Annotated in this window: 22 protein-coding genes and 2 pseudogenes; 10 read left to right on the top strand and 14 right to left on the bottom strand. The window is 55.7% G+C overall.

The window, feature by feature from the left end; translation table 11 throughout:
- Positions 1 to 64: 64 nt before the first annotated feature.
- Positions 65 to 934 (bottom strand): CPBP family intramembrane glutamic endopeptidase, encoded by an 870-nt coding sequence (locus HCU74_RS12260; RefSeq protein ID WP_428480343.1) that lies wholly within the window; start codon positions 932 to 934, stop codon positions 65 to 67.
- On the opposite strand from HCU74_RS12260, the gene HCU74_RS12255 reads away from it, so the two are divergent.
- Complete coding sequence (locus HCU74_RS12255) at positions 927 to 1,811, top strand: lipoprotein intramolecular transacylase Lit (RefSeq protein WP_168450705.1); 885 nt, start codon at positions 927 to 929, stop codon at positions 1,809 to 1,811. The two genes, HCU74_RS12260 and HCU74_RS12255, sit on opposite strands and share 8 nt — an antisense overlap.
- Here the strand turns inward: HCU74_RS12255 and HCU74_RS12250 are convergent.
- Positions 1,750 to 3,138, bottom strand: coding sequence for an alanine/glycine:cation symporter family protein (locus tag HCU74_RS12250; RefSeq protein WP_168450704.1), 1,389 nt, complete (start codon positions 3,136 to 3,138; stop codon positions 1,750 to 1,752). The genes HCU74_RS12255 and HCU74_RS12250 overlap by 62 nt on opposite strands.
- 222 nt (positions 3,139 to 3,360) lie before the next feature.
- On the opposite strand from HCU74_RS12250, the gene HCU74_RS12245 reads away from it, so the two are divergent.
- Both HCU74_RS12245 and HCU74_RS12240 read left to right on the top strand, forming a co-directional pair.
- Positions 3,361 to 3,612 carry a type II toxin-antitoxin system Phd/YefM family antitoxin gene (locus tag HCU74_RS12245; RefSeq protein WP_168450703.1) on the top strand — a complete coding sequence of 84 codons (252 nt, stop codon included), beginning with the start codon at positions 3,361 to 3,363 and terminating at the stop codon, positions 3,610 to 3,612.
- Positions 3,609 to 3,863: a Txe/YoeB family addiction module toxin gene (locus tag HCU74_RS12240; RefSeq protein WP_168450702.1), complete on the top strand. Its 255-nt coding sequence runs from the start codon at positions 3,609 to 3,611 to the stop codon at positions 3,861 to 3,863. The genes HCU74_RS12245 and HCU74_RS12240 overlap by 4 nt, the downstream gene beginning before the upstream one ends.
- Here the strand turns inward: HCU74_RS12240 and HCU74_RS20460 are convergent.
- The 6 genes and pseudogenes from HCU74_RS20460 to HCU74_RS12210 all read right to left on the bottom strand — a co-directional run.
- Positions 3,857 to 3,991: pseudogene (locus HCU74_RS20460) on the bottom strand (transposase); the annotation flags it as partial. The gene HCU74_RS12240 and the pseudogene HCU74_RS20460 sit on opposite strands and share 7 nt — an antisense overlap.
- A gap of 172 nt (positions 3,992 to 4,163) precedes the next feature.
- Entirely contained in the window at positions 4,164 to 5,855 is a 1,692-nt protein-coding gene (locus HCU74_RS12230) for a DUF2326 domain-containing protein (RefSeq protein WP_168450701.1), read from the bottom strand.
- On the bottom strand, positions 5,845 to 6,069 hold the full coding sequence (locus HCU74_RS12225; RefSeq protein ID WP_168450700.1) for an ABC-three component system middle component 6: 225 nt from the start codon (positions 6,067 to 6,069) through the stop codon (positions 5,845 to 5,847). Before HCU74_RS12225 ends, HCU74_RS12230 begins: the two co-directional genes overlap by 11 nt.
- On the bottom strand, positions 6,059 to 6,643 hold the full coding sequence (locus HCU74_RS12220) for an ABC-three component system protein (RefSeq protein WP_168450699.1): 585 nt from the start codon (positions 6,641 to 6,643) through the stop codon (positions 6,059 to 6,061). The genes HCU74_RS12225 and HCU74_RS12220 overlap by 11 nt, the downstream gene beginning before the upstream one ends.
- 11 nt (positions 6,644 to 6,654) lie before the next feature.
- A complete protein-coding gene (locus HCU74_RS12215; RefSeq protein ID WP_168450698.1) occupies positions 6,655 to 6,894 on the bottom strand; it encodes a hypothetical protein in 240 nt (79 codons plus the stop codon).
- Positions 6,895 to 6,968: 74 nt separating this feature from the next.
- Positions 6,969 to 7,436 (bottom strand): hypothetical protein, encoded by a 468-nt coding sequence (locus HCU74_RS12210; protein ID WP_168450697.1) that lies wholly within the window; start codon positions 7,434 to 7,436, stop codon positions 6,969 to 6,971.
- 241 nt (positions 7,437 to 7,677) lie between these two features.
- Here HCU74_RS12210 and HCU74_RS20455 point away from each other — a divergent pair.
- Together HCU74_RS20455 and HCU74_RS20450 are read left to right on the top strand one after the other, a co-directional pair.
- Positions 7,678 to 7,809 (top strand): annotated as a pseudogene (locus HCU74_RS20455) (phage integrase N-terminal SAM-like domain-containing protein); the annotation flags it as partial.
- Complete coding sequence (locus tag HCU74_RS20450) at positions 7,796 to 7,891, top strand: hypothetical protein (protein ID WP_428480342.1); 96 nt, start codon at positions 7,796 to 7,798, stop codon at positions 7,889 to 7,891. The pseudogene HCU74_RS20455 and the gene HCU74_RS20450, both read left to right, overlap by 14 nt.
- A 107-nt stretch (positions 7,892 to 7,998) precedes the next feature.
- Here HCU74_RS20450 and HCU74_RS12200 read toward each other — a convergent pair whose 3' ends face one another.
- Complete coding sequence (locus HCU74_RS12200) at positions 7,999 to 8,868, bottom strand: acyl-CoA thioesterase domain-containing protein (protein WP_168450695.1); 870 nt, start codon at positions 8,866 to 8,868, stop codon at positions 7,999 to 8,001.
- Between the two features lie 156 nt (positions 8,869 to 9,024).
- Between HCU74_RS12200 and HCU74_RS12195 the strand changes: the two genes are divergently transcribed.
- Together HCU74_RS12195 and HCU74_RS12190 are read left to right on the top strand one after the other, a co-directional pair.
- A complete protein-coding gene (locus HCU74_RS12195) occupies positions 9,025 to 11,166 on the top strand; it encodes a TonB-dependent receptor domain-containing protein (RefSeq protein WP_168450694.1) in 2,142 nt (713 codons plus the stop codon).
- A complete protein-coding gene (locus HCU74_RS12190; protein WP_168450693.1) occupies positions 11,166 to 12,590 on the top strand; it encodes a hypothetical protein in 1,425 nt (474 codons plus the stop codon). Before HCU74_RS12195 ends, HCU74_RS12190 begins: the two co-directional genes overlap by 1 nt.
- On the opposite strand, the gene HCU74_RS12185 is transcribed toward HCU74_RS12190, so the two are convergent.
- From HCU74_RS12185 to HCU74_RS12170, 4 genes are all read right to left on the bottom strand, one after another.
- Complete coding sequence (locus tag HCU74_RS12185) at positions 12,587 to 15,130, bottom strand: hypothetical protein (RefSeq protein WP_168450692.1); 2,544 nt, start codon at positions 15,128 to 15,130, stop codon at positions 12,587 to 12,589. The two genes, HCU74_RS12190 and HCU74_RS12185, sit on opposite strands and share 4 nt — an antisense overlap.
- Before the next feature lie 95 nt (positions 15,131 to 15,225).
- Positions 15,226 to 16,383: an acetylornithine deacetylase gene (gene argE / locus HCU74_RS12180; protein WP_168450691.1), complete on the bottom strand. Its 1,158-nt coding sequence runs from the start codon at positions 16,381 to 16,383 to the stop codon at positions 15,226 to 15,228.
- 125 nt (positions 16,384 to 16,508) lie between these two features.
- Positions 16,509 to 17,771, bottom strand: coding sequence for an inorganic phosphate transporter (locus HCU74_RS12175; RefSeq protein WP_168450690.1), 1,263 nt, complete (start codon positions 17,769 to 17,771; stop codon positions 16,509 to 16,511).
- Positions 17,772 to 17,809: 38 nt separating this feature from the next.
- On the bottom strand, positions 17,810 to 18,487 hold the full coding sequence (locus HCU74_RS12170; RefSeq protein ID WP_168450689.1) for a TIGR00153 family protein: 678 nt from the start codon (positions 18,485 to 18,487) through the stop codon (positions 17,810 to 17,812).
- 212 nt (positions 18,488 to 18,699) lie between these two features.
- On the opposite strand from HCU74_RS12170, the gene tfpB reads away from it, so the two are divergent.
- The 3 genes from tfpB to HCU74_RS12155 are packed head-to-tail and all read left to right on the top strand — an operon-like array spanning position 18,700 to position 24,420.
- Entirely contained in the window at positions 18,700 to 20,490 is a 1,791-nt protein-coding gene (gene tfpB, locus HCU74_RS12165) for a type IV pilus assembly ATPase TfpB (protein WP_168450688.1), read from the top strand.
- A gap of 36 nt (positions 20,491 to 20,526) precedes the next feature.
- Positions 20,527 to 23,454: a bifunctional [glutamate--ammonia ligase]-adenylyl-L-tyrosine phosphorylase/[glutamate--ammonia-ligase] adenylyltransferase gene (gene glnE, locus HCU74_RS12160; RefSeq protein ID WP_168450687.1), complete on the top strand. Its 2,928-nt coding sequence runs from the start codon at positions 20,527 to 20,529 to the stop codon at positions 23,452 to 23,454.
- A 39-nt stretch (positions 23,455 to 23,493) separates the two neighbouring features.
- A complete protein-coding gene (locus HCU74_RS12155) occupies positions 23,494 to 24,420 on the top strand; it encodes a branched-chain amino acid transaminase (RefSeq protein ID WP_168450931.1) in 927 nt (308 codons plus the stop codon).
- 62 nt (positions 24,421 to 24,482) lie between these two features.
- Here the strand turns inward: HCU74_RS12155 and HCU74_RS12150 are convergent, their stop codons facing one another.
- Complete coding sequence (locus HCU74_RS12150; protein WP_345889689.1) at positions 24,483 to 25,190, bottom strand: DUF484 family protein; 708 nt, start codon at positions 25,188 to 25,190, stop codon at positions 24,483 to 24,485.
- Positions 25,191 to 25,225 lie beyond the last annotated feature (35 nt).

The raw sequence follows: 25,225 nt of genomic DNA, 5'->3' as shown, positions 1-25,225 counted from the left end.
ACAACAATCCCAAAGTTATTGATTGAACACGAAGTCGATTACAGGCGTATGACGAGGCCGGGCCCTAGAACGGCCAGAATACCGAGGGCAATTTGTCCTGTTGCACCAGCGAGGCCACATCCATGCCCACGGCAATACCGGCGTGGACGAAAAACCCTCCCCAAATGGAGCGAGAGCGAAGGGCGAGGATGCCCAGGAACAGGCCGAAGGAAATCGCGCCGAAGGCCTCGGGCCACAGCTTGGGAAAGTGGATCATCAAATAGGGCACGCACATCACCCATACAGCATTGGCACCGATAGCCGGGCGCAATGCCTGGAGAAAAAAGCCGCGAAAGAAAAACTCAAGGCAGAGGAATTGGCAGAGATAGAGCGCCTCCCAGGCGATAAAATCAAACCAGCTGCGCCCGCTTTGTTTGTAGAAGGGGTAGTGGGCAAGAAAATCGCGGTTAAACGAAGCGATAACCACAAACAGCAAAATCGGCGACAGCAGCAAGGCGTAACCGGCCCAGTGTTTGCCGGTGTCGTTCCAGCGCCAACCGTAATCCCGAACCCTGTCCTTCCACAGCAGTTTAATCAGCAGGGCCGGTATTAACAGATAACCGACGACATGCCAGGCCGTCCACCAGGCATAGCCCGCCAGCTCCAGAAAGCCCAAGCGCCGCAGAATCATGTAATAGTGGTTGGCCGGGAGATCCTGCCAGCGGCTGAGCAGAGCCGTGGTCTCGACAAAAACATTGGAAAACTTCACATAGTGAATCAGCAGCAGGCACAGGGATATACAGGCAAGCACTGCAAACACTCGGCGCAGGGCGGCTGGGCGGCTCATGGTATAGCTGGGGGCCGTGGCGTCGATGTCGTCCAATGCGGCCATAATTTGCCGTGGATGGAGCCATCTGAGAATGGCGGCGGGCTGTAGGCGTCGGGTTGTGGTCAAAACCGGCTTCCTGGCTGGTGAACATTCTAGGGGCAGGTGTTTCCTGCGGGAGCAGCGGTTATTCTATGGTATCGCCGCCGGCGGCAGTAGCCTGCTATGCCCGGCTTTTGCACTCAATCTGGATCGCAAGCCCATGCAGAATCGCCTGATCGCGCCACTCCGGCAATTTCTTTACAGCGCGCTAACCTTGCTGGTGTGTCTCTACATGAGTTGGCACGCGCTGTTGTCGGTAGATTTCTTTTATGGCTTCTGGCACGACAATGTCGGCATCGCCGAGAATATTGCCGAGATGGGGCCGCAGAATCGCTACCGTCAGGGTTTTGAAGATACTGAGCGGGCAGAGCGCCTGGCCGTGTTTGGCGAGATTTGCCGAGCGATATCAAATGGCGGCGAGGGCTTGGCGGATATTCACTATACCGGCCCATCGGGGCAGCCAGTGCCCCTGTTGCACCGGGCGGAAATTATTCATCTGCAGGACGTGGCCAACCTGGTGACGACAACACAAACTCTGAAGCCCTGGGTGGTGGCCCTGTGGTTGGGGGTGGTGGTGTTATTTCTCTACCGCCGCTGGGCGTTCCCGGGCTATCGCCGCCTGCTGTGGCTTTACTCAGGCGCCATTGCAATAGCGGTGATTGCCATCCTGTCGGTGGGCTGGGTGGAAATCTTCTACGCCGCCCACCGCTGGGTCTTTCCCGACGACCATCAGTGGTTTTTCTATTACCAGGACTCGCTGATGTCGACGATGATGAAGGCCCCTGATCTGTTTTTATATATTGGTGTCACCCTGTTGCTACTGGCGCTGCTGCTGTTTGTGCTTATGCATCAGGCACTGATGACGGCGAGCCGGCGGCGAAATACCTGCGCGCCGCCGCGTTGACCTTGGGCGCCAATAGCAGGGCTGCCGTTATGGTGGGAATAGCCATCAGGGCGTACATGGAGTCGATAAGGTTGACCACCAGTTGCAGGGACGCCACCGCACCGGCCACGATCAACAGCAGATAGAACCAGATATAGAGGTGTTGGTAGCGCGCGCCAATCAGAAACCCAAGGCATTTGCTGCCGTAATACCAGAAGGTAAACACCGTACTCAGACTCAACAGGCTGACCAGCACGGCGAGAATACCGGCGCCTCCTGTCGGAAAAAGCTGACCAAAGGCGGTGGCTGTGAGAGTGACGCCATCGTGGTTGCCCTCTTGCCACACACCGCTGATTAAAATCACCAGCGCGGTGCAGGTGCACACAATCAGCGTGTCGATCACCGGCCCCAGCATGGCAACCAGCCCCTCCCGCACCGGCTCACGGGTGCGAGCGGCACCGTGGGCCATTGCCTCGGTGCCAATACCCGCTTCATTGGAAAAGGCCGCGCGGCGGATGCCGGTAATAATCACCGTGCCCAGTGCGCCACCGGCGACCGCGTTGCCCGAAAAGGCATCGCTGACAATCAATGCCAGGGCACTGGGAATCTCAGCGAGGTGGTTGAGTAACACGTAGCCAGTGAGCAGCAGATAGCCACCCACCATTGATGGCACTAACCAGCTGGTAACCTTGCCCAGGCGCGGTAAACGCCCGGTAGACACCATTAACATCAAGGCGGCGATCACCACACCAACGGTGAAATCGAAGGACAGGTGCTGGTCCGCGGTGGTCAGCCCTGCGGGTATCGCGAGGGTGTCCCGCAGTACCTGCACTAGCTGGTTTACCTGAAAAATCGGCATTGTGCCGAGCAGGCCCGCCACCGCAAAAAAATAAGCCAGGGGACGCCAGCGTCGGCCCAAGCCCTCGCGAATGACATACATCGGCCCGCCCTGCCATTCGCCCTCGCTGTCCTGCCCGCGATACATTACCGCCAGGGTGCAGGTGTAGAACTTGGTGGCAACGCCCAGCAGGGCGCTCACCCACATCCAGAAAATAGCGCCGGGACCACCCATTGCAATGGCCAGCGCGACACCGGAGATATTGCCCATTCCCAGAGTGCCCGACAGTGCGGTGCTGAGCGCCTGAAAGTGGGACAGCTGTCCGGGGTCGCGGCTATCGGCACGGGTAAACAGCAAACGCACACTTTGACCAAAGTGGCGATAGGGCAGACCACGGGAATACAGCAGAAAGAATAGGCCACCGCCAACCAGCAAGGTCACCAGTGGTGGCCCCCACAACAGGCCCACCAACTTGCCCAGTGCGGCTTCGATATCGCTTGGAAAACTCATGGGGCTATCCTAAAGGAGTGGGCCCGTTCGGTCATTAGTTCAGCGCTCGATTTTCTTCTGAAAGGTATTTAATGCTTACCGCAACGGCTGCTGGAGCACCTCTTTAAACAAACGGTGATTTGCTGTCCGTTAAAGCGGGTGATGCTCACGGGGCGCTTGCCTGTGCTTGTTGCGCGCGGCTATACTTCTGTACGTATTGTTGTACATGTACAGGAAAAGTCGATGGAAAGCATTAGCTATACCGCCGCCAGGAGCAACTTGGCTAAAACTATGGAGAAGGTCTGTAACGACCATGCCCCCATTGCGATTACTCGAAAGGGCGAAGGTGCCGTTGTCATGATTTCTATGGACGACTACCAAGCCTTGGAAGAAACGGCATATCTGCTCAGGAGCCCCAAAAATACGCGACGCCTGATGGAGTCTATTTCCGAGCTTGAGGATGGCAAAGGGCATGAAAAGGAACTGCTTGAGTGAAATTAATTTTTGCGGAGAAGGCATGGGAAGATTACCTGTTCTGGCAAAAAACCGACAAGCAGATACTGAAACGCATTAATACCCTTATAAAGGAAATCAAACGAGAGCCATTCGAAGGCATTGGAAAGCCGGAGCCGCTGAAACATGCCCTTTCGGGATATTGGTCTCGAAGGATTAACGACGAGCAACGAATGGTTTATAAAATCCATCAAGATTTCCTGTTTATTGCCCAGCTTCTCTACCACTACTGACCTAGCGAAAAACGCCGCCATGATTTTCCGACTGAAGCGTAATGCTGAGCACTTACACCCAATTCTTTTGCTACCTGGGCTTGAGTGACGCCGGGCTTCTCTGACCTCTTTACTGCTTCCCGACGAAATTCCTGGGTGAAAGCGGGGTTCCTTTACGTGCCATTTTACACCTCCAAATAGGTTTATATAACTACTGGGAGGTGTCTACAAGTTGTGGGGCACACGGGGGTATAACGCCGTGTTTTGGGGCGCGGGAGCGACAGCTTAATTGTCCGAGTATTTTGATTTGTTGGCTTTCGTTTAAACACAAAAGAATTTTTCATCCTCATCCAGAGACAAGATTATATTTCTGGATACCTTCTTATAGGTTTTTTCTGATATTTTATCTGATAGCATTGACAGAATCTGTTGGCCTGGAAGCTTGTTTGCTTCGTCGAGAATATCTTCAATTTGTTTTTTGTCAATATCCTCAATACTGTCATGGAAAATAAAGCTTGGGCGATTAATTTTTAACTCATTGATGGCATGTATATATGCAAAATCAAAAGCAATAACTTCGGCTTTCTTCTTCCCGCCCTCAGGATTAGTTGCCGTGTTAATGAGTTCTATAGAGCAAGCACCACTATCCTTATTAAAATCTAAGTCTATGCTGTATTCTTCATCGTGAAGACTTTTGGTAAGAGACCTTAAATATGTGTTAAATTTTTTCTCAAACTCATAAACATGATCAATTTCTTTGGAAATGGCCTCAAGGATCTTTTGCAATTGAGCTTCTGCTTCAGCTTGATCTGATTTTGCTTTGGACTGCTGCTCCATTAGACCTTCTAACTTTCCAAGCTCAACTTTAAGCTCACCCAGTCGTTTCAGGTTTTTAGTCACATTGTCTAAGCTTTCCTTAGACCTCATGTCAGAAAAAACTTGTAACTTATCTTTCCTTATTGAACTTAGCTCTGCCTGAAGCCCTTCAGACTCCTCATTCAATTTAGGTAAATCAATCGTAAGAAAGTGCTTCTTTTTCTCAACGAGGTTTGTATGGAACAAAATGACGTCTTCAAGTTCTCGTAAGGCTCCGTCAATTGCGACACCGGAGAAGCTATATATAGCTTTAAGCTCGTTAATCAAATAACCATCTTTGTCTTTAGATAAGAGTTCTATAGTGTGATTTATGTTGTCTACTTTTCGCTGTATAGATAGAAGTTCTTCGGTATATCGGTCTTCTTTTGCTTGTAGCTCTGAAAGTCTTTCTATTGGGTTTGAATATTCTGATGAATACTCGAATGTTAAAAGGTTGTCCTCTAGCTCTTTAGCATCTGCCTTATATTTCTTGATTTCACTTTTCGGCTTTTGCTCTTTCACTAGCGCATTAATCGATGTGGAATTCCTTTTTCGCCTGTTAACCAGATTCGTTGCATCTCTTTTCTCCGTAAGTAGAGACGTATTATTGAAACCGAAAAGGTATAAAAAAAGTTCGCTATAATCTTTTGGGCCTTGTCGTTTATCAAGAAACTTAGTCGTACTTAACATTCTGTGGCTGTCATTTCTAATGAACTTCGGTGCTACAGCTCGGACAGAAGGTCTTCTAGTAGATATATTAAAAATTTTATCCTGAATAAATGACTCATATCCCTTTTCTTCAACAACTTCACCATTTATCCAGAATTCGGGTTCGGCTTCGTCATCAATACATAAATAGCGAGAAATTTGATTTATTTTGTTTGAGTAGTCAAAGAAGCTGAGAGAGGCAATTACAATGTTGTTCTTAAATAGCGTTTCTATCTCAAGATTTGGCTTTTTGAACTCTTCGTCAATGTAAATGCTGTCTATGCTTCCTAACATTAGAAAATCAACCACTCGTGATAGTGTTGATTTACCTACACTGTTACCTGTACGACCAGAATTTGGCTTGTTTGTGACGAGGTTAAGACCAGGTTTGAATTTAACAAATCTTTTTACTTCGTTATTTATCTTTATTTCAAGGCTATCAAGCTTCATTTATAAAAACCTCTACTCCATTAAACCCAATGGCCTTAATTGAAAACAACCAACCTAACGACAGTATGATGTGATCAATCGATACTTTTAGCTCTGAAGAGCAGTCAGAAAGTATCGCATCTAAGGGCGGATTTTCATCTGCCACTTTCTTTAAAATTTTTGCCCCTATGCTTACAACGTTTATTTCTGGGTCACAACCACTCCTAGGAATCATCAGCTGGATTCTCCATGATTATGCATTCGATAAAAGCATGAGCTACAACAACATTCACTCCCAATTCAACATGCTCTTTGTAAGCAGGAGTGTTTTTTGATTCAAATACAGTATTTTTTAATCTTTGAATGATAAATTCCAAAATGAACTCAGAATTTTCTCTGACTTTAGCTATGTCTATATCGCAAATTAAATAGTCAATTTCAACAGCGTCTAAAGCAAGAAAGTATAAATCGTTTAAATTCTGAAGGATTGTAGCTTTTCCAAAAGTTATCAATGAGTCAATCTCGGAATAGGCTTCTTCTACTTTTGAAGAATGATCTAAGTATTGCTTTATGATATGGCTTTTAGCTTTAAGATTATTGTGTTGTATCTTTACAACTGTTTCAGAAGATGGGCGTCTTCTGTTTTTCTTGAATGTAAATGGCTTATTAGCTAGTGACTTTAGCAGCTCATTTATAGCTGAGCTGATCTCATATTCGGGTGAATTCCCGATTATGATATTTCCAGCATTACGGTCAACTTTAATTGTTTTATTCACAGGGGGATTGTTCCCTTCATTTACTATCGTCAAGGTTTAGTCCCTTACATGTCTATTTTCATGCCGCCTGAGTTGTTCTTTGTATATACATTCTTCTGGCCGTTTTGCGTAACACTATCCTGACTATTATCTACTATTGAGTTTTTTGTTATTTCGCCAATTTGTATTTTCAACTTTTTGTTTTTCTTTGATGAAATCACAGCAAATAACGTACTTCCAACAGTACATACCCAAGCCAGTGTGACACCAATATCCGATTTTACAAATTCAATGAAAGTATCCATTTCTATCCTAGATGACAAATGATGATGTTTATGAGCAAGCTAGCGAAAAAAGAAAGGCGCGCCAATTTTTATTGTTATGGGGATTGCGCAAAGGTCGCCCCCGCTGACAACGCGAGCAAGAAAGACCCGAGCACATAAAGTGTGCGGCAAAGGAAATCATTCACTCTCTCAGGATATGTTGCTCCGTGCATAGTTTGGAGACCCCAACCTACCTGCCCAAATGTTGCCCATAGCAATAGGGCAATACCAGCATACTGAGAGGCCTCGGAAGTTGCCTGCCCATTGATAATGCCCAGCCCGACTAAAAATTTACCTACCATGCCTCCGGTGAGAACTGCGGAAACAACCAGCCAAAACGATTTGCTATACGCTGCTCTAATTAGCTTAGCTGCTCGCGCTGACTGACTATCCGTTTTCTCGCCCTGACTTTCCGAGTTTGCTTCTGGTGAGTTTATCCAAGCCATGTGCTTCTCGGATTCTTGTAAAAACTTATTTGGCCGAAAAATAAACCATAGCACCAATCGAATATCGGAATGTTTCATCTTTACCTACTAGAGATCACATAACAGCCTGTTAATAAGGCCAACGGCCTTATAAGAATTCTTAGCGGGCGGCCTGAGTAATATCTTGAGCTGGCCCAGACGAAATCAGCCAACCCCATAAAAATACAAATATTATTTCCATTCGCCCTTCGGGCCTGGCATTTTTTCAGAGCGCACCTTGCAAGCACAGCGAATATAAAACACGGCTTAAATACACAGATTTCGGTGAGGGGGTATCGTAATGTCGTCGTCAGCATCCCCATTCCTTGAGTCAATCCGCGAGTATATGTTGGTGCGGCACTATAGCCGCCGTACTGTAAGCACGTACTTGTGCTGGATTCGTTACTTTATGGTATTTCATGGGGAAAAAACACCCTGGCGATTTAAGCGGGCAGGCCGTAGAGCAATTCTTAACGTGGCTAGCCGTTGTCCGAGAGGTATCAGCGTCGACGTAAGAGATCGCGCTAAAAGCGGTCGAGCGACTATTGAGTGTATTGTTCGGCGGGGTAAGGGGACTGGAGTTTGTCGCCTTCGGCCAGGGGAGGGCGCGAGGTACGCCGCCCTAGCGCAGCAGCGCTTCCTGGCTGACGGTGGCCACCAGACGACCGGACTGGTCGAAGATGCTGCCCTCGGCGATGCCGCGGCCGAGGTCGGCCCAGTCGCTGCGGGTGCGATATAGCAGCCACTGATCGGTTTTTACCGGTGCGTGCAGGCGCAGGGTGTGGTTCAGCGACATCAGGGCGTTGACCTGCTCCCGGGGGTGGGTAATGCCGATGGTGCCCGGGAACCAATAGTCTGACATCAGGGCCAGTACGGCGTGGTGGTCGCGAACGTCGCTCAGTGTTGCGGCACTGGGAGTGCGAATCCAGTAGTCGAAGGACGGTTCGTCGACAGGGGCAAAAAAGTGATCGACTCGGGTGGGTGCTATGTCAAAGACATAGTCCCGGCTGAGCATATTGAACACGGGCGTGGCCAGCTCACTGCGATGCCTGTTGGCAAATTGTTGAAGGGTGTCCAGGGTATCGGCAGAAGGGGGCTCGCCGATGTCGATGTACTGGTGGGTGAGGCTCTGTTCGCCACAGTGGAAGGAACACAGCAGCTCAAAGATGGTTTTTCCCCGCTGGCTTGCGCGGACCCGACGACAGGCGAAGCTACGGCTGTCGCTGACCCGCTCTACCGCGTAGTCGATGGGTTCGTCGATAATACCGCCGCGAATAAAATAGCCACTGAGGCTGTGGCAGTGCCAGTTTTCAACGGTGCGGGTGGCGACGGCGAGGGACTGGCCCAGCGCCTGGCCGCCAAAGGTCATCCCGGCGAGGTTGTCGAGGTTGTCGAGGTTGTGGCGGGCGCGGAAGTGGTCGGTGCCGATAACGTCAAATTCCAACAGCTCTGCCGCTGTTGGGAAGGTCGCAGGATGTGGGGAAGTGCTCACTGTCAGAATGCTCTCAACCGGATTGAGGGCCGCGCATATTACCATTTTTCGGGAGATCCCGAAGGTTTGCACAAGCGCCCTGCGACAATCGGTCGCATTTTCATTTTGCTAAAAGCCTCTATTCTGTGCGCCTGTCTATTTTCAGGATTACTCGCCGTGTTTTCCCTACGTCTAAATCGTCTGTCCTTGTTTATGCTCGCGGCTTCTGCCAGCCTGGCCGCCCACGCGGAACACAGTAAACTGGAAACCGTATTGGTCACGGCAACCAGGGACACACAGTCGCTTTCTGATATCGCCGCAAGTGTGGGGGTGTTGGACCAGGACACACTGGAAAAATTGAACCCGACCCATGCCGCCGAGCTGATGAATCGTATTCCGGGAGTGAATATTGTTCAGCTTGGCTCCAGTGGTGAAGGTGTCGCAGCAGCCATCCGTCAACCGGTGTCGTATGGTCCGGTTTATTTATATCTGGAAAACGGTGTGCCAACCCGCAGTGCGGGCTTTTTTAATCACAATGCGCTGTATGAGGTGAACAGTGCGCTGGGCAACGGCGTCGAAATTATCAAGGGGCCGGGGTCAGCACTCTACGGCTCGGATGCGATTGGCGCTGTGGTCAACAGTCTCAGTGGCCAGCCCCCTGAAGAAGACCGGGCGTCGCTCAGCATGGAGGTGGGCGAAGATGACTGGACGCGCTTGCAGTGGCGTGGTGCCGCAGTGGGTGAGGTCGATAGCTATACCCTGAATGTCTCGGCGAGTCGCAACGGCGGCTGGCGGGACAATACCGCCGCCGACCGTCAGGAATTACTGGCGTCGTGGTTTCATCAATTCGACGGCGACTGGCAGGTCAATTCGGTATTCAGCGCCAGCCGGGTCAATATGGAAACCGGAGGTTCGGCCCTGGGAGCGGATGATTATCACAATACGCCCGAGCGGGCGGGTAATAAAATCGGCTTTCGCGATGTCAGTGCAGTGCGCGTGTCCAGTGCCTTTGACAAAACACTGGAGAATGGCCAGCTCAGCGTAACGCCGTATTTGCGCAGTAATCGCCTGGCGTATATTGCTACGTGGACTCTCAATACCGGTCGAGTGCAGCCACCCCCGCCCTGGTGCCCCAGCTGCCCTGCGGCGCTGGATTCCCAGGACGCGCACATTAATGACGACGGTCACGACTCGCTGGGCATACTGCTCAAGCTGCGCCGGGATATTGGTGACAACAGTTTGGTCATTTCCGGGGTCGATATCGACCAAAGCTTTGGTGGCCAGACTCAGTACTATATAGAACGCAACGACAATGACCCGGGCCAGTATTGGTTGAGCTATCGGCGCGCGGGCAAGCTCTATGACTACAAGGTGGCGTTTACCTCGATATCGCCCTATGTGCACAGCGAGTTTCAGTTGGCGCCGAGCTGGCGGTTGACCGCGGGTCTGCGTTACGACGCGATTCGTTATGACTACGAAGATAATATCGATGCCGCCAACACCGACCCCAACCACTTGCGCCCGGAAGATCAGTCGCTGGACTATCACCATGTCAGCCCCAAGCTGGGCCTGATCTACGACTTTAGCCCGTCGATCAATGGCTATTTAGCCTATCGCCACGCCTTCCGCATTCCGTCATCGGGGCAGCTGTTTCGCAGTGGCAGCACCGTTGACTCCACTGAGCTGAAGCCGGTTCAGGCCGACAGCCTGGAGGTAGGGGTTCGCGGGAACCTGGGTCGGCGCAGCAGTTTTGAGGTCGCGGTGTACACCCTGCGCAAAGAGGACGATATTTTATCGGTTCAGGATGCGGGTAGCGGCGCTCGTCGACACAGCAATGCCGGTGAAACCCGCCACCGTGGTATCGAAGTGGGGGTGGAGCACCGTCTGACTGCGCAATGGGATATCGGCATTGCCTATAGCCGCAATCAACATCGTTTTGAGGATTGGCGGGATCGCAGCGGTGATTTCAGTGGTAATACCATGCCCGATGCACCGAGCAGCTTTAGTCACCTTCACCTGAATTATCACCCCGCTTGGCTGGGTGGTGGCTTTATCGAGCTGGAAGCCTCCCATCAGGGAGCGCATTGGATCGACGAAAGCAACGCCGATGATAACAACGACGGCGATGTCGACCGTTATAAGGGGCACAGCTTGCTTAATCTGCGGGGCGAGTATGCGGTATCTCCTCAACTCACCGTTTATACGCGGGTTATGAACCTCGCCGACAAGCGTTATGCCGAGACGACCAGCAAATGGGGGCCGGGCTTTACACCGGGCCGTGGGCGTACCGCCTATCTGGGCGCGAGGATGGAATTCTGATGCCCGCGAAAACGATTGCCTGGCTACTGCGATGGCATATGCGCATTGGCATGGTGGTGTCGGTGGCGATCATCGGCTGGGGCCTCAGTGGAATGGCTCACCCGATTCTGGCCAATTTTAATCCGCGCCCTGCGGCGATGTCGCTGCCGCTGGAGGACTTTCCCACAGCCCGCTTGCGCAGCCCTGTCGAATTGGTGGAAGGGCTTGAGCTTGGCGTGGTGTCGGCATTGCGGCTGGTGAACTGGCAAAGGCCGGTGTACCGACTTGAGTCGGTAGCCGGTGTGCAATGGCGTGACGCGATCACCGGGGAGGAAATCGCCAATGGCGAGCGGGACTACGCCATAATGCTGGCGCGACACTACCTGGGTGACAGCGACAGCGCGGTGATCTCCGTGAGTCGGCAGCACCACTTTGACGGCGAGTATGTCTTTATCAATCGTTTGTTGCCGGTCTGGAAGGTCGTGTTTCAGCGGGACGACGGCGCGCGGGTCTATGTGGATACGGAGAGTGGCCGCCTTGCGGCCATCGTTAACGACAACAAGGCGCTGGCAACGGCCTTCTTTCGCAATGTGCACAGCTGGGTGTTTATTCGCAACGAAGCGCTGCGCCACGGTTTGATGCTGTGCTTTCTCGCTGGTGGTGCTCTGGTGGGTATCGCAGGTATCGTGCAGTACTCGCTGTTGCGGAGGCGGGGCAGAGCCGGACGTGAGGGGCGTTCAACACCGATGAAAAACTGGCATCGGCGACTGGGAATTGTGGTGTCGCTGAGTGTGGTCACGTTCACTGTCAGTGGCAGCTGGCATCTGTTGCAAAAGCACAATGGCGCGCAGGTTGTTGGCGTTGAACCGTGGGCGTTTCCTCTGGCCTCGATGCAGATTGATTGGTTGCAGACGGGTGCTTCTGTGACCCAGGCCGAATTGGTTTCGGTGGGGGGGCAGCCCTATTTCCGCGTGTGGGCCGATCGCACATTGCGGTATGTGCACGCGGGTACGGGTGTCGAGCTGGAGGTCGGCGAAGAACGCCATGCGTTGGAGCTGGCGGCGGCCTATGCCGGTGAGCCGGCTGACGCATTCGCCGCCGAGGTGGTCGGGGTGCGCACGGTAAATGAGTTTGGCGGGGAATATGGCTTTGTTAACAAACGCCTGCCGGTGATTGCGGTAGATCGCTCCGACCCTGCTGCGACCAGTTATTACGTAGAGCCCCGCAGCGGCGCCTTGGCCGCTGTGGTGCGCAACAGCGACCGGGCAGAGGGCTGGAGTTTTGCCTGGCTGCACAAGTGGCACTTTCTCGATGGCCTGGGCAAAACCACCCGCGACACCGTGGCGGCGGTGTTCGCCTTGGGCATCGCGCTGACCTTTGCTCTTGGCGTTGCCCTATACGGGCGCCGCATCAGCCGGCGTCGCGGGCAAGTTCAAAGGCGTTAGGTGTCGTCGTCATCACTGCTATTGAAGGGCGCGTCAATCCAGTAAGTGGCCTCTGCCTTTTCGGCGGGTGACAAGGCGCCGGGGCATGTTACCAGTACCTTGCTGCTCACCGTATCCCTGACCCAAATCGCTTCGCCGGGATCGGCACAGGCGCTGTCGATGGTGTAGGACTCGCTGTCTATCAGATTGGCGTTAGCGTCGAGTTTAACCAAATGGTACTGGCTCGAATCACCGGTGCTGTCGAGGGTGAGCGCCACATAATTACCACTGTCATCGAGCAGTAAATCCAGGCTTTGCGGCTGACTGCCGATGGACACCGTGGTTTTGACGGTGGGCAGTGTTGATTCCAGCAGGCTAATGGTCGTCAGCGTGTTGTCGGCATCATCGATGACGGCACACAGGGTGCTATTCAAACAGCGCAAACGTTTGGGGCGCGTACCCAGAGTGGCGATCTCTATCGCTTCGCCCTGCTGGATAAACCACAGCTTGCCGTTGACGGAGTTGGAGGTGACCACCAACAGGTCGGAGCTGCTGCCACCACCCACCGCCGCTGCCGTGACAATGGTATCTGAACCGAAATATTCCAGGCCGAAGTAGCTTGTTTGATTGAAGCGGTTAGCCGGGTTTCGGTCACCGGCGATTTCAGGGTTCGCGAAGGACACTACGGCGATGGCATCGGGGTTGGTCAACACAATGGTCTCAGCCGTCCCGGTGAAATTACCGCTGAACCCGGACAGGCTGTAGTCGCTTAACGGGGCGTTGAACACGTCCTGTAGTGTGGGTTCGGTGGAATCAAAGGCGGGGTCGTATTCCTCGGCCGCCGTGCTGGCTTCATCTCCGGCGCCGGTGACCGCGCGACTGCCCGGCCCGGGCACCTTCTGCGACAGGGCAAAGCGGAATTTTTCGCCGATGGTCAACCCGGTATGCAACACGTCACCGTGGAGCAGATCGACCGCGAGATCCTGCTTCTGCTGAAAGCTGAAATCGATATTGAAAGCAACCAGCGGGCCGAAGGCCGTATTATTCAGTGCAAATCCGCGGCTGCCGCTGCCGTTGAGTCCCTTGGCGACGGAAGCTTCCGACGAGGTGGCCACCGTGCCGTCGGCCGGGATACCTGTGGCCTGATTCAACACCTGGGCGTGGGTGATGGGGGCCGACTCAACAAAGCGGTCCTGGGGGTGACGAACCCGGTGTATGCCAACTTCCAGTTCGCCGGGTTGCACGGGATCAAGGCAAACCGCTTTGGTGAAGACCTCGCCGTAACCACAGCCTTGCTCAGATGTCGGTTCGCCGCTGCGATCGGGCTCGGGGTGCGGCCCTTTTTTGTCGACATATATGGCGCTGCCATGCAGGTGGCGTACCGAGCAGCCAAACTCCTGAATATGGGCGTCGGAAACGGCTTCGATATTACTGATGCGAGACAGCGCAATTTCGCTGTCGGCAGGTACCGTGGGCACGCCGGGGCCAGTCAGTGCAATATCCAGACGGAGGAACTCCCGCTGTACTTCATTCGCGCAACTGGTACCGGGGTCTGTCCCCGGATCAGTGCCGGGGTCGGTGGTGCCAACGCAGGTCACCGGTACGTTGTAACGGGTAAGATATTGGCTGGGCAGCGCTTCCTCGGGAAGAATCTGGGCGAGGGTAATGCTGTTGCCAACATTGGCCTGGCTGATAAATGTGCTGTCGTCGGGTCGCCGGTTGAAGAATTCGGTAAGGGTCATCACCACCGTGCCCACGCCGCTCTCGGCGCATTCGAACTGGGAAATGGCCTCGGCGTAGTGGCGACCGGATTGCTCGGTGTCGTCGTTCAGGTAGGGGAAGAACTGACTCTGGGCGGTGACAAGTGGAGTGCCGATAATATTGATAAAAGCGCTGGTCTGGCTGCTGACCGAAATACTGGTCAGGTGGTCGTCGGTGTCGATATTGTCAACGCCAAGGGAGGCCACGACGTTGTAGCTGAAACTCTGGCCCACGTCGTAGGTAAAACTGCGTTGAAGCTCGCCGCCGCTACCCGAGCGGTTGCTGAGGGTGACCAGGTCGACCAGCGGCGAAAAGTGCAGCAGGTCACCGTGCAAAATGGCCTTGCCGGTGGCGGCGTCGACGTCGAGTAGCTGATTGGCCACCAACTGCGGTGCATCATCATCGCCGGCGGTAAGTAAAAAGTGGGTGCCGTGAAAGGCCAGCGAGCTGTTATCGATTTCGCTGGCATCCATCTCCAATTCAATTTTGACTGCCTGGGTAAAGGTCAGGTCATCGGGCAGCAGCTGATAAAAACGGGAACCCTCGGCGAAGTCACCCTCCTGAAAGGTTTGCGGAAGCTGGCTGCGCTCGACTTCGTTAATCGTAATGGTTGTGGTTTCCGGCAGTGCCTGGGGTGGGAAGGTCAATTTCAGGCGCCCATCAGTGGCGACGATCTCTCCGCCTTCTGCACCAATATCCTTGCTGGTGGTCTTGTCGGGCGAGGTTTCGCCGCCGCAAGCAATGAATGTGACTGAAAAAATCCCGGTAAGTAGCCATCTGGCGACAGTTGCGCGGTTCATTATCCCTGTCCTGTACGATTATCGACAATGATTAACTATAGCGCCCTGTTAGGCGATTGCCAGCATTTAAGGGGTCTGTCCCCGGGGACAGACCCCTATGCTTTGTTTTGGTGCAGACAGACTTTTGCGATCAGTTGCTGCAGCAGGGTGATGCCGTCGGTGATTTGGTCCGCGCCCAGGTATTCGTCGGGTTGATGGGCCTGATCGATATGGCCCGGCCCCATCACAATGGTTTGCATTCCCAGCTTTTGGAAAAACGAGGCTTCAGTGGCAAAGCCGACGGTTTCTGCGCCAAGTCCCGTCAGCTGCTCAACCATTTGCACCAGTTCGGAGTTGGCAGCCTGCTCGTAGGCCTCGATGCCGGGCATCAGTTCGCGCAGGCCAATATTGATTTTGCGGCGTTCGGCAATGGGGGTAAGCAGTTGTTGCAAGCGTTCGCGGGTGGCGGCAACTTCCATTCCGGGCACCGGGCGAATGTCGAAGTGCAGCTCGCACTGGCCGCAGATGCGGTTGGGGTTGTCGCCGCCGTGGATGCAGCCGAAGTTCATGCTGGGGCCGGGCACCGCAAAGCCGGGGTGATGGTACTGCTGTTGCAGTTGTCCGCGCAGGGTCATCAGCGCGCCCATAACCTCATGCATGGCTTCCAGGGCGTTGTTGCCCAGTGCAGGGTTCGAGCTGTGGCCGCTGCGGCCGGTAATGGTAATGCCTTCCATCATCATGCCCTTGTGGGCGCGAATAGGGCGCAGGCCGGTAGGTTCGCCGACAATGGCGTAGCGGGCGCCGCTGAGGTCGGCTTTAACCAGTGCCCGGGCACCGTCCATGCTGCTCTCTTCGTCGGCGGTGGCCAGAATGATTAACGGTGACTTGAAATTCTGCTCGAGCATTGGTTTGAGGGCTTCGATGACCAGTGCAAAAAAGCCCTTCATGTCGGCGCTGCCCAGGCCGTAGTAGCGGTTGTCGCGTTCGCTGAGGGTAAAGGGGTCTGACTGCCATTTGGCCTCGTCATAGGGCACGGTGTCGGTGTGACCGGCCAATACCAAGCCGCCTTCGCCACTGCCGTAGGTCGCAATAAGGTTGGCTTTGTCGGGGTTGGCCAGGGGCATGATGCGCACCTTGAACCCCAGTGGTTCCAGCCAGTTGGCCAGTTGTTCGATGACCTTGCGATTGCCCATGTCCCAGCGTTCGCTGGTGGCGCTCACAGAGGGCAGGGCAATGAGCTGGCCCATCATGTCAAGTAGGCGGGGGGTGTTCATTACGGCGTAACTCGGGCGTGGGGGAAGCCTATTGTATGGCCGAAACCCAATGCGGAACAGGGGCGCAGGAAAATTCGGTGGGGAGAGGGGTGCGACCCTTTGACCGGGTCGCACCGTATCGGCTGTTAGCCGAAGATAGCCTTGAAGGTGAAGAAGAACACAATTGCCAGGCCCGCACCGGCTGGCAGGGTGACAATCCACGACATAAAGATGTTGCGAATCACCCGCAGGTTGAGTGCAGCAATGCCCCGGGCCAGACCGACACCGAGTACCGCGCCAACCAGGGTGTGGGTGGTTGAGATCGGCAGGCCAGTGGCCGAGGCCAGTACCACCGTGGTCGCCGCGCCGAGTTCCGCCGCGAAGCCCCGGCTTGGGGTCAATTCGGTGATTTTGGTGCCGACGGTGGCGATGACCTTGAAACCGTAGGTGGCCAGACCAAACACAATACCCGCCGCGCCCAGCAGCAACACCCACCAGGGCAGAGCGGCTTTCGCGGCTATTTCGCCGCCGGACTGAATCACGCTGACCACTGCGGCCACAGGGCCAATGGCATTGGCAACGTCGTTGGAGCCGTGGGCAAAGGCCATGGCGCAGGCAGTGAATACCATCAATACCGCAAACACCCGCTCGACGCTGGCGAAACGGTTGCCGTCCTTACTGGGGGTGTCGGTGATGCGGGACAGGAACAACTGACCAATGGCGGTAATGACGAGGCCGGCGAAGGCGGCGTAGACCAGGCATTCGCCGAAGTTCAGGCCAAGGCCAATATGCTTCAGACCTTTGGTCAGGGTGACCATCGCGATCATAAAGCCGACAAGGAACAGGTAGAACGGAATGTAGCGCTTGGCCGCTTCAAAAGGCTTGTCGGCGTTGAGGATCAGATTCTGGGCGCTGAGGAACAGGCCAAAGGATATGGTGCCCGCCAATACCGGTGAGACCACCCAGCTGGCAACAATCTGACCGACCTTACCCCAGGCGACCGCATCTACGTCGATACCCACAGCGGCGAAGCCAACCAGGGCGCCAACAATGGAGTGGGTGGTGGATACCGGCCAGCCCATCATACTGGCCACCAGCAGCCATGTGCCTGCGGCGAGCAGGGCCGATAGCATTCCGTAGACTAGTAATTCAGGGGTATCAGCCACAAAGCTGGGGTCGAGAATGCCCTTGCGGATGGTCTGGGTAACCTCTCCCCCGGCGAGGTAGGCGCCGCAGAATTCGAACAGCATGGCGATCAGAATGGCTTGCTTGATGGTCAGTGCCTTGGCACCGACAGAGGTCCCCATGGCGTTGGCAACGTCGTTGGCTCCAACACCCCAGGCCATAAAGAAGCCGAATAGGCAGCCGAGGATGAGCAGCAACTGCCCGTGTTCAGCGATAATAGACATGTGAGTTCCTTTAACTAGCGAATTTCCACCCGGCGCGCTTAGCGGGCGATAATGACCTGCAGGCGCGAGCCTACTTTCTGCGATTTGTCTGACAGCTCGCCGATCAGCTCGATGATGCGGTAGAGGAACATTACGTCCACCGGTGGCAGGTCGCGTTCAATGCTGTACAGGTCGCCGCGGATGCTGATCTGCAGTTGATCGGCGGCAGACTCCAGTTGATCGAGGTCTTCGATCATTTTTTCGACCAATTCCACTTCCCTGCCGCGAAAGCCGGTTTCCAGCAATTCGTCCAGCTCGTCGATGGCACCGCGCGCCTGGGAGGCGGTGCGAACGGCCAGATCGACGTATTCGGTCATGCTGGTGGTCAGCACGTCGGGAATGCGCATTTTGCGGCCGAGCATCAATCCGGCCACATCCTTGGCGCAGTTGGCGATGCGATCCTGCATGGTCACCAGATCAAGCAGATCGGGTCGCGGCACGGGCATGAACAGGCTACGGGGCATATTCAGCCGAATGTGCTTTTTCAGTTCATCGGCCTCGTTCTCCAGGGTGACGATGTGCTGTTGGGCGGCCAGCGCGGCATCCCAGTCTTCGGCGATGACCGCTGCGATAAAGGGCCGCAGGCCCTGGGCGCAGGCTTCCGCCTTCTGGATATGCTTCTGGATCGGGTTGAAGGGCGACTTGCCAAACAGGTTGTTCAACTGATTCAAGGGCACGATAAAGGCTCCATTGTCGGTTTTTGGGGTGCGACCTGCGGCGGATTATACGGACGGAGCGGGGTCAGTCACCAGTTTTGTTCACAATCAGTGCATCGCACTGGCGGTGAAGCTATGCTGTAAACTTTCGCAGTCAGTGGTCTTGCGGCGTTATTCCCGCGTCCATCGCCAGCTATTATCATTTCGGACAACTGTGACAATTTGGAGAATGAATGTCGGTTTTGTCGTCCCATAAGGGCCCCTTGGACACCGGATTACTGGTGCGGGGACTGGTCGAGGCCGGACTACTGGCCAGTGCGTCAGCAAAACGGGTGTCACTGTCGCCGCCACGCCGGGGCGACCGTCTGCAACACCCGGTGAATTTCCTCGCCAGCCAGCAAATTGCCGATGCCCGCCGCGCCGATACCTGCCTGAGTATAGACAGTATTCTCGAATGGCTCGGCGGCGAGTGCGAAATGGGGTGCATGCGTATTGATCCGCTAAAGGTCGATGTGCCGTCAGTCACGGAGGTAATGTCCTTTGCCTTTGCCCAGCGCCACCGCATTCTGGCAGTGGCCTCGACCCATGACGAGGTGGTCATAGCCTGCGCCGAGCCGAAGGTCAGCACCTGGGTGAAGGACCTTCAACATATTCTCAACCGCCCCATTCGCCGAGTATTGGCCGACCCCGAGGCCATCGACCGCTTTACGGTCGAGTTTTACAGCCTGGCGCGCTCGGTGCGCGGGGCCAGTGGCGAGGACCGCAAATCCGGGGGCAGCGCCAACCTTGAGCAGCTGCTGGAGATCAGCAAGCAGAAGGATCTGGATGCCAACGACAGCCATGTCGTTAATATTGTGGATTGGCTACTCCAGTACGCCTATGACCAGCGCGCGAGTGATATTCATATCGAGCCGCGCCGGGATCAGGGCAATGTGCGCTTTCGTATCGACGGCGTGCTTTACACCGTCTATCAACTACCCGCAGCGGTGCTCACCGCGGTGGTCAGCCGCCTGAAAATTCTCGGACGAATGGATGTGGCGGAAAAACGTCGCCCCCAGGACGGCCGCCTGAAAACCAAAAACCCCAACGGTGAGGAGATAGAGCTGCGCCTGTCTACCCTGCCGACGGCCTTTGGCGAAAAGCTGGTGATGCGGATCTTCGACCCCGAGGTACTGCTGCGCTCCTTCGATCAGCTGGGTTTGCGCGGTGAAGACCTGAGCCGGTGGCGGTCGATGATCGGTGCGGCCCACGGTATTGTGCTGGTGACCGGGCCGACCGGGTCCGGTAAAACCACCACGCTTTATTCCAGCCTGCGTCAAATCGCCAGTTCCGAGGTCAATGTCTGCACCATTGAAGACCCCATCGAAATGGTCGAGGACGCCTTCAATCAAATGCAGGTCCAGCACAACATCAACCTTGATTTTGCCGGCGGGGTGCGTGCCCTGCTGCGCCAGGACCCGGACATCATCATGATCGGCGAAATCCGCGATCTGGAAACCGCCGAAATGGCGATACAGGCCGCCCTCACCGGCCACCTGGTGATCTCCACCCTGCATACCAACGACGCGCCCTCGGCGGTGACGCGGCTGCTGGAGCTGGGGGTGCCTGCGTATTTGATTCGTGCCACTGTGCTTGGGGTGATGGCCCAGCGGCTGGTGCGTACCCTGTGCCCCCATTGCAAGGCGCCCCAGACCGTGGAGGAGGTTGATCCCAACGGGGTGGAATGGTCGGCGCTGACCGCTCCGTGGAAGCTGGCCGCCCCGGCGCGGTATTTTCACGCCGAGGGTTGTCTGGAGTGCCGTAATACCGGCTTCTACGGCCGTCAGGGGGTGTATGAAATTCTGACGGTAGAGGGCGAAATTCAGGCGGCAATTAAAGACGATGTCGCACTGGATGAATTGCGCCTGCTGGCGATGAAAAAGGGTATGAGAACGCTGCGCCTCAGCGGTGCGCGCAAGGTCGCCGCCGGAGAGACCACCATCGCCGAAATTCTTCGCGTCGCGCCGCCGGTACACCGGCCCTGAGAGCGCAGGCCACAGCAAAATAAAAAGGAAAGCTCGATGACTCAGGTCGATTTACTGCGTAACAGCGATACCGTTCCCGTCGCTCTTCAACCGGGCCTGCGCGCCCGCTGGGTGGGTTTGCTGGAGCGTTGCAGCCCCGAGCAGGCGCAGTGGTACCAAGGCTTTGCCGATTCGCCAGCCCGCCCGCAATTGTTGAAGGCAATGGCCTGCAGTCCCGCCTTTGCCGATTACTGTACACGCTACCCGGCAATGCTGATCGAGCTGGCTGACAGCGGTGCCCTCGACCAGCCCTTGGCAGCGGGTGCTATCGACGGTGAGTTGGCCGCGGCGAGCGCCGCTTGTACTAACGCCGATGAACTGGGAGCGTGTTTACGTCAATTCCGGCACCGTCACTGGCTGCGTATTGTCTGGCGGGACATCAACCGTGTGGCGCCGATGGAGGCCACTGTTGCGGACTTATCCGCTTTGGCCGAGGTCTGTGTGCGCCGCGCTCTGGACTGGCTGCACGAGGAGTTATGCCGGGAGTGGGGCGAGCCGCAATCCCGGGCCGGGGTGCCCCAGCGGATGTTGGTGATCGCGATGGGCAAGCTCGGTGCAGGGGAGCTCAATTTATCCTCGGATATCGATTTAGTGTTCAGTTACCCCGAGGCCGGGGAGACCGTTGGCGGGCCGCGTACCGTCGATAATCAGCAGTTTTTTATCCGTTTGGGGCAGCGCCTGATCAAGGCTCTGGATGCCCGCACCGGTGATGGCTTTGTGTTCCGGGTTGATATGCGACTGCGCCCCTATGGCCAGAGCGGCCCACTGGTAGTGAGCTTTGATGCACTGGAGGAATACTACGAAGATCAGGGGCGGGACTGGGAGCGTTACGCGCTCATCAAGGCCCGCTGCATCGCCGGCGACCCCAAGGTGGGAAATGGGCTGATGGCGCGACTGCGGCCCTTTGTTTATCGCCGTTATCTGGACTTTTCGGCGATAGACTCCCTGCGTGATATGAAGGGCATGATACAGCGCGAAGTGGTGCGCCGCAGTTTGCAGGACAACATCAAGCTGGGCTCCGGCGGTATTCGCGAAATTGAATTTATCGCCCAGTGTTTTCAGTTGATTCGCGGCGGTCAGGAGCCGGAGTTACAGGAGCGGGCGCTGCAGACGATTTTGACCAATTTGCGGGACATGGAGCTGCTGCCCGCTCCGGTGGTGGCAGACCTTCAGGCGGCCAACGTGTTCCTGCGCAATACCGAGCACGCCATCCAGGCCTGGCGCGACGAACAAACCCAGAAGCTCCCCGCAGCAGAAGATGCCCAGGCGGCGCTGGCCTGGGCAATGGGCTTTTCCGGGTGGGATGATTTTGCCGAGGAGCTGGCGCGGCTGCGCGGGCGTGTCGCCGAACATTTCGCCAATGTCATCGCGTCGCCCGACGAAGAGACCTCACTGAACAAGGACCACCTCAATGAGTGGCAGGCCTTGATCGAAGACGCCGATCAGGAGGAACTTGCCGCTGCGTTCACCGCTGCCGGATACGACGACGCCGAGGAAGTGGCGCGGCGACTGGTCGCGTTGCTGGGCGGTGCGGTGGTGCAGCGAATGCAGGGCAGCGCGCGGGAGCGGCTCGACGATTTTCTGCCGTTACTGCTGGAGCAGCTGTCGGAGGCCGAAGAGCCCGGGCGCACCCTGTTGCGACTACTGCCGCTGATTGAGTCGGTGTTGCGACGTACCGCCTATCTCGTGTTGTTAATGGAAAACCCCGGCGCACTGCGCCAGTTGGTAAGGCTGTGCGACGCCAGCCCCTGGGTGTCGCGTCAGCTGGCGGCCCACCCGGTGCTCCTCGACGAGTTGCTGGATGCCCGCAGCCTGTATTCGGTGCCGGACAAGGACGGCCTGCACAGCGAACTGCGTCAGCGTATGCTGCGCATCGACGAACAGGATTTGGAAGCCCAGATGGAGGCGCTGCGTTACTTCCGTCTGGCCCACGTATTGCGGGTAGCGGCCTCTGAAATAGGCGGCAGCCTGCCGCTGATGAAAGTGAGTGATTACCTTACCGCCATTGCCGAAGTGGTGCTGGAAGCGGTGGTGGATATCGCCTGGCAAAACCTTGTGGAAAAGCACGGTGCGCCGACCGCCACCGACGGCCTGCCCAGCGAGCGCCGCCATTTCGTGGTGTTGGGCTACGGCAAAATGGGCGGTATTGAACTGGGCTATGGCTCGGATCTCGACCTGGTGTTTCTGCACGACGCTCCTGCCGGGGCGATCACCGATGGCGAGCGGCCACTCGACAGCAATATGTTCTACACCCGTTTGGGGCAGCGCATTATTCATATCCTGTCGGCGACGACCCGCCTGGGCGCTTTGTATGAGGTTGATATGCGCCTGCGGCCCTCGGGCAATTCCGGCTTGTTGGTCAGCTCTTTTTCTGCCTTTCGCGACTACCAGCGTGGCCAGGCCTGGACCTGGGAGCATCAGGCCCTGGTGCGGGCGCGGGTGGTAGTGGGTGACGAGGTGCTGGCGGCGAAATTTAACGAACTGCGCGGCGAAATTCTGCAAATACAGCGGGATCAAGCAGCGCTGCGCGAAGATGTGGTGGCCATGCGCGAAAAAATGCGTCAACACCTGCTGCCAGCCGGTGGCGAAAAAAATGGCAAATTTCATCTTAAACAGGGGCTGGGTGGTATCGTTGATATTGAATTTATGGTGCAATACGCCGTTTTAGCTTGGTCGCATCTGCACCCGCCGCTGCATAACTACACTGATAATATCCGCATTCTCGAATCCCTTCGCGAGCGAGGTTTGATTCCCGAGGCAGATACTCAGGCGCTGATCGACGCGTATATTGCCTTTCGCAGTGAGTCGCATCGGGCCAGCCTTCAGGAACAGAAGGGCTTGCTCGACGATACACTGCTGACGGCGGAACGCGCCAATGTTCAACGTCTGTGGCAACGGTTGATGGTGGCGGATCAAGCTGGTTAATAACGCTTACAGAGCACATAAGTTTAGGAGTAGATGACGATGTCCATGGCCGACCGCGATGGTCTGATCTGGTTTGACGGTGAAATGGTTCCCTGGCGCGATGCCCGGGTGCACGTGCTCACCCACACCCTGCACTACGGCATGGGCGTGTTCGAAGGCGTTCGCGCTTACCAGACTGCAGACCGGGGTACCTGTATTTTCCGTCTGCAGGAACACACCGACCGCCTGTTCCGCTCCGCCCATATCATGAGAATGGACATGCCCTTCGACAAGGCGGTCATCAATGAGGCCCAGCGCCAGGTAGTGCGCGAGAATAATCTCGACGAAGCGTATTTGCGGCCGATGGTGTTTTTGGGATCAGAGGGCATGGGGCTGCGCGCCGACAATCTGCGCACCCACGTTATTGTGGCGGCATGGGACTGGCCGTCCTATATGAGCCCGGAAGCCCGTGACAATGGCATCAAGGTGCGTTGCAGCTCCTATACCCGTCACCACGTCAATATCTCTATGTGTAAAGCCAAGGCCAACGGCCACTACATCAACTCGATGCTGGCGCTGCGCGAGGCGCTGGACAGCGGCTGCGAAGAAGCACTGCTGCTCGACAACGAAGGCTATGTGGCAGAAGGCAGCGGCGAGAACGTCTTTATTGTGCGTGAGGGGAAAATCTTCACCCCCGAGCTGACTAGCTGTTTGGACGGGATTACCCGCAACACCATCTTTGCCTTCTGTCAGGAAATGGGCGTGGAGCTGATTGAAAAACGGATTACCCGGGACGAAGTTTACGTTGCCGACGAGGCCTTTTTCACCGGTACGGCTGCCGAAGTGCTGCCGATCCGTGAACTGGACGGTCGCAAAATAGGCAGCGGTGTGCGCGGCCCGATTACCACCGAGCTGCAAACCCGCTACTTCGACCAGGTGAAAGGCCGTCGCGAGCAATTCCCCGAGTGGCTGACGCCGGTGAAATAACCTCGCCAAAGACATAAAAAAGGCCGCTTGATGCGGCCTTTTTTACGCTCGGCAACCGGGTTTTAGCCGGCGCTGTAGGGGCCTTTCATCAGTCGCGGCAGGGTGCGATTCAGCACCTCGACGATAAAGTCGATAAACAGGGTGCCCATGCTGGACTTGAAGTGCTGGGGGTCTTTGCTGGCAATTGCGAGCACGCCCTGGCCGGTGCCGGGGCAGACCGGCACCAGTGCCGCCGAGCCAATGTGGTCGGCGTGTTTGCCAAACAAAAAGCTCAGTTCTTCGCCGCGAAGCACGCCGCATACCGCCTTGCCACGGAGCAGGGCGCCGATGTTTTCCTGGGCGGTTTCCGGGCTGACCACTCGAAGTTGGCTGCTGCCCATACGCGATGGATCGCCGAACAGAATCAGGCTGGCGTAGTCGATTTTTTCAAAATCGGCGACCAGACGGCGGCACAGGATATTGTTCAATTCTTCCGGGCGACGGGCCTCCAGCAGAGCCAGAATCAGCTCGCGGCTGCGCTGAAAAATCACGTCGTTGTTCTGGGCGTTTTCCAGCAGGTTATTGAGCCGGGTGCGCATGTCCATATTGCGTTCGCGCAGCAGCTCTACCTGGCGCTCCAGCAGGCTAACGGCCTTGCCCGAGGCGTGGGCGAGCTTGAGTTCTGCCAGGATATCTTCGTTGTTCAAGAAAAAGCCCGGATGGTTGCGCAGGTAGCGCGCCACTTCGCTTTCGCTGGGCAGGCCGTCTTTGTTGGGTTTGGCATTGTCCACACGCATATCCTTGTTTGGGGGTGGCTGGGCGTTGT

This window comes from Spongiibacter thalassae (genome assembly GCF_012272835.1).
Taxonomy (GTDB): Bacteria; Pseudomonadota; Gammaproteobacteria; order Pseudomonadales; family Spongiibacteraceae; genus Spongiibacter; species Spongiibacter thalassae.
This window is presented reverse-complemented; position numbering and strand designations above follow the sequence as displayed.

Bases quoted from the DNA above. Each gene is read 5' to 3' on its own strand.
- HCU74_RS12225 (WP_168450700.1), bottom strand. From the start codon at position 6,069: ATGATTCCTAGGAGTGGTTGTGACCCAGAAATAAACGTTGTAAGCATA.
- argE (WP_168450691.1), bottom strand. From the start codon at position 16,383: ATGAACACCCCCCGCCTACTTGACATGATGGGCCAGCTCATTGCCCTG.
- HCU74_RS12155 (WP_168450931.1), top strand. From the start codon at position 23,494: ATGTCCATGGCCGACCGCGATGGTCTGATCTGGTTTGACGGTGAAATG.
- HCU74_RS12245 (WP_168450703.1), top strand. From the start codon at position 3,361: ATGGAAAGCATTAGCTATACCGCCGCCAGGAGCAACTTGGCTAAAACT.
- tfpB (WP_168450688.1), top strand. From the start codon at position 18,700: ATGTCGGTTTTGTCGTCCCATAAGGGCCCCTTGGACACCGGATTACTG.
- HCU74_RS12215 (WP_168450698.1), bottom strand. From the start codon at position 6,894: ATGGATACTTTCATTGAATTTGTAAAATCGGATATTGGTGTCACACTG.
- glnE (WP_168450687.1), top strand. From the start codon at position 20,527: ATGACTCAGGTCGATTTACTGCGTAACAGCGATACCGTTCCCGTCGCT.
- HCU74_RS12250 (WP_168450704.1), bottom strand. From the start codon at position 3,138: ATGAGTTTTCCAAGCGATATCGAAGCCGCACTGGGCAAGTTGGTGGGC.
- HCU74_RS20450 (WP_428480342.1), top strand. From the start codon at position 7,796: ATGGGGAAAAAACACCCTGGCGATTTAAGCGGGCAGGCCGTAGAGCAA.
- HCU74_RS12185 (WP_168450692.1), bottom strand. From the start codon at position 15,130: ATGAACCGCGCAACTGTCGCCAGATGGCTACTTACCGGGATTTTTTCA.
- HCU74_RS12230 (WP_168450701.1), bottom strand. From the start codon at position 5,855: ATGAAGCTTGATAGCCTTGAAATAAAGATAAATAACGAAGTAAAAAGA.
- HCU74_RS12190 (WP_168450693.1), top strand. From the start codon at position 11,166: ATGCCCGCGAAAACGATTGCCTGGCTACTGCGATGGCATATGCGCATT.
- HCU74_RS12175 (WP_168450690.1), bottom strand. From the start codon at position 17,771: ATGTCTATTATCGCTGAACACGGGCAGTTGCTGCTCATCCTCGGCTGC.
- HCU74_RS12210 (WP_168450697.1), bottom strand. From the start codon at position 7,436: ATGAAACATTCCGATATTCGATTGGTGCTATGGTTTATTTTTCGGCCA.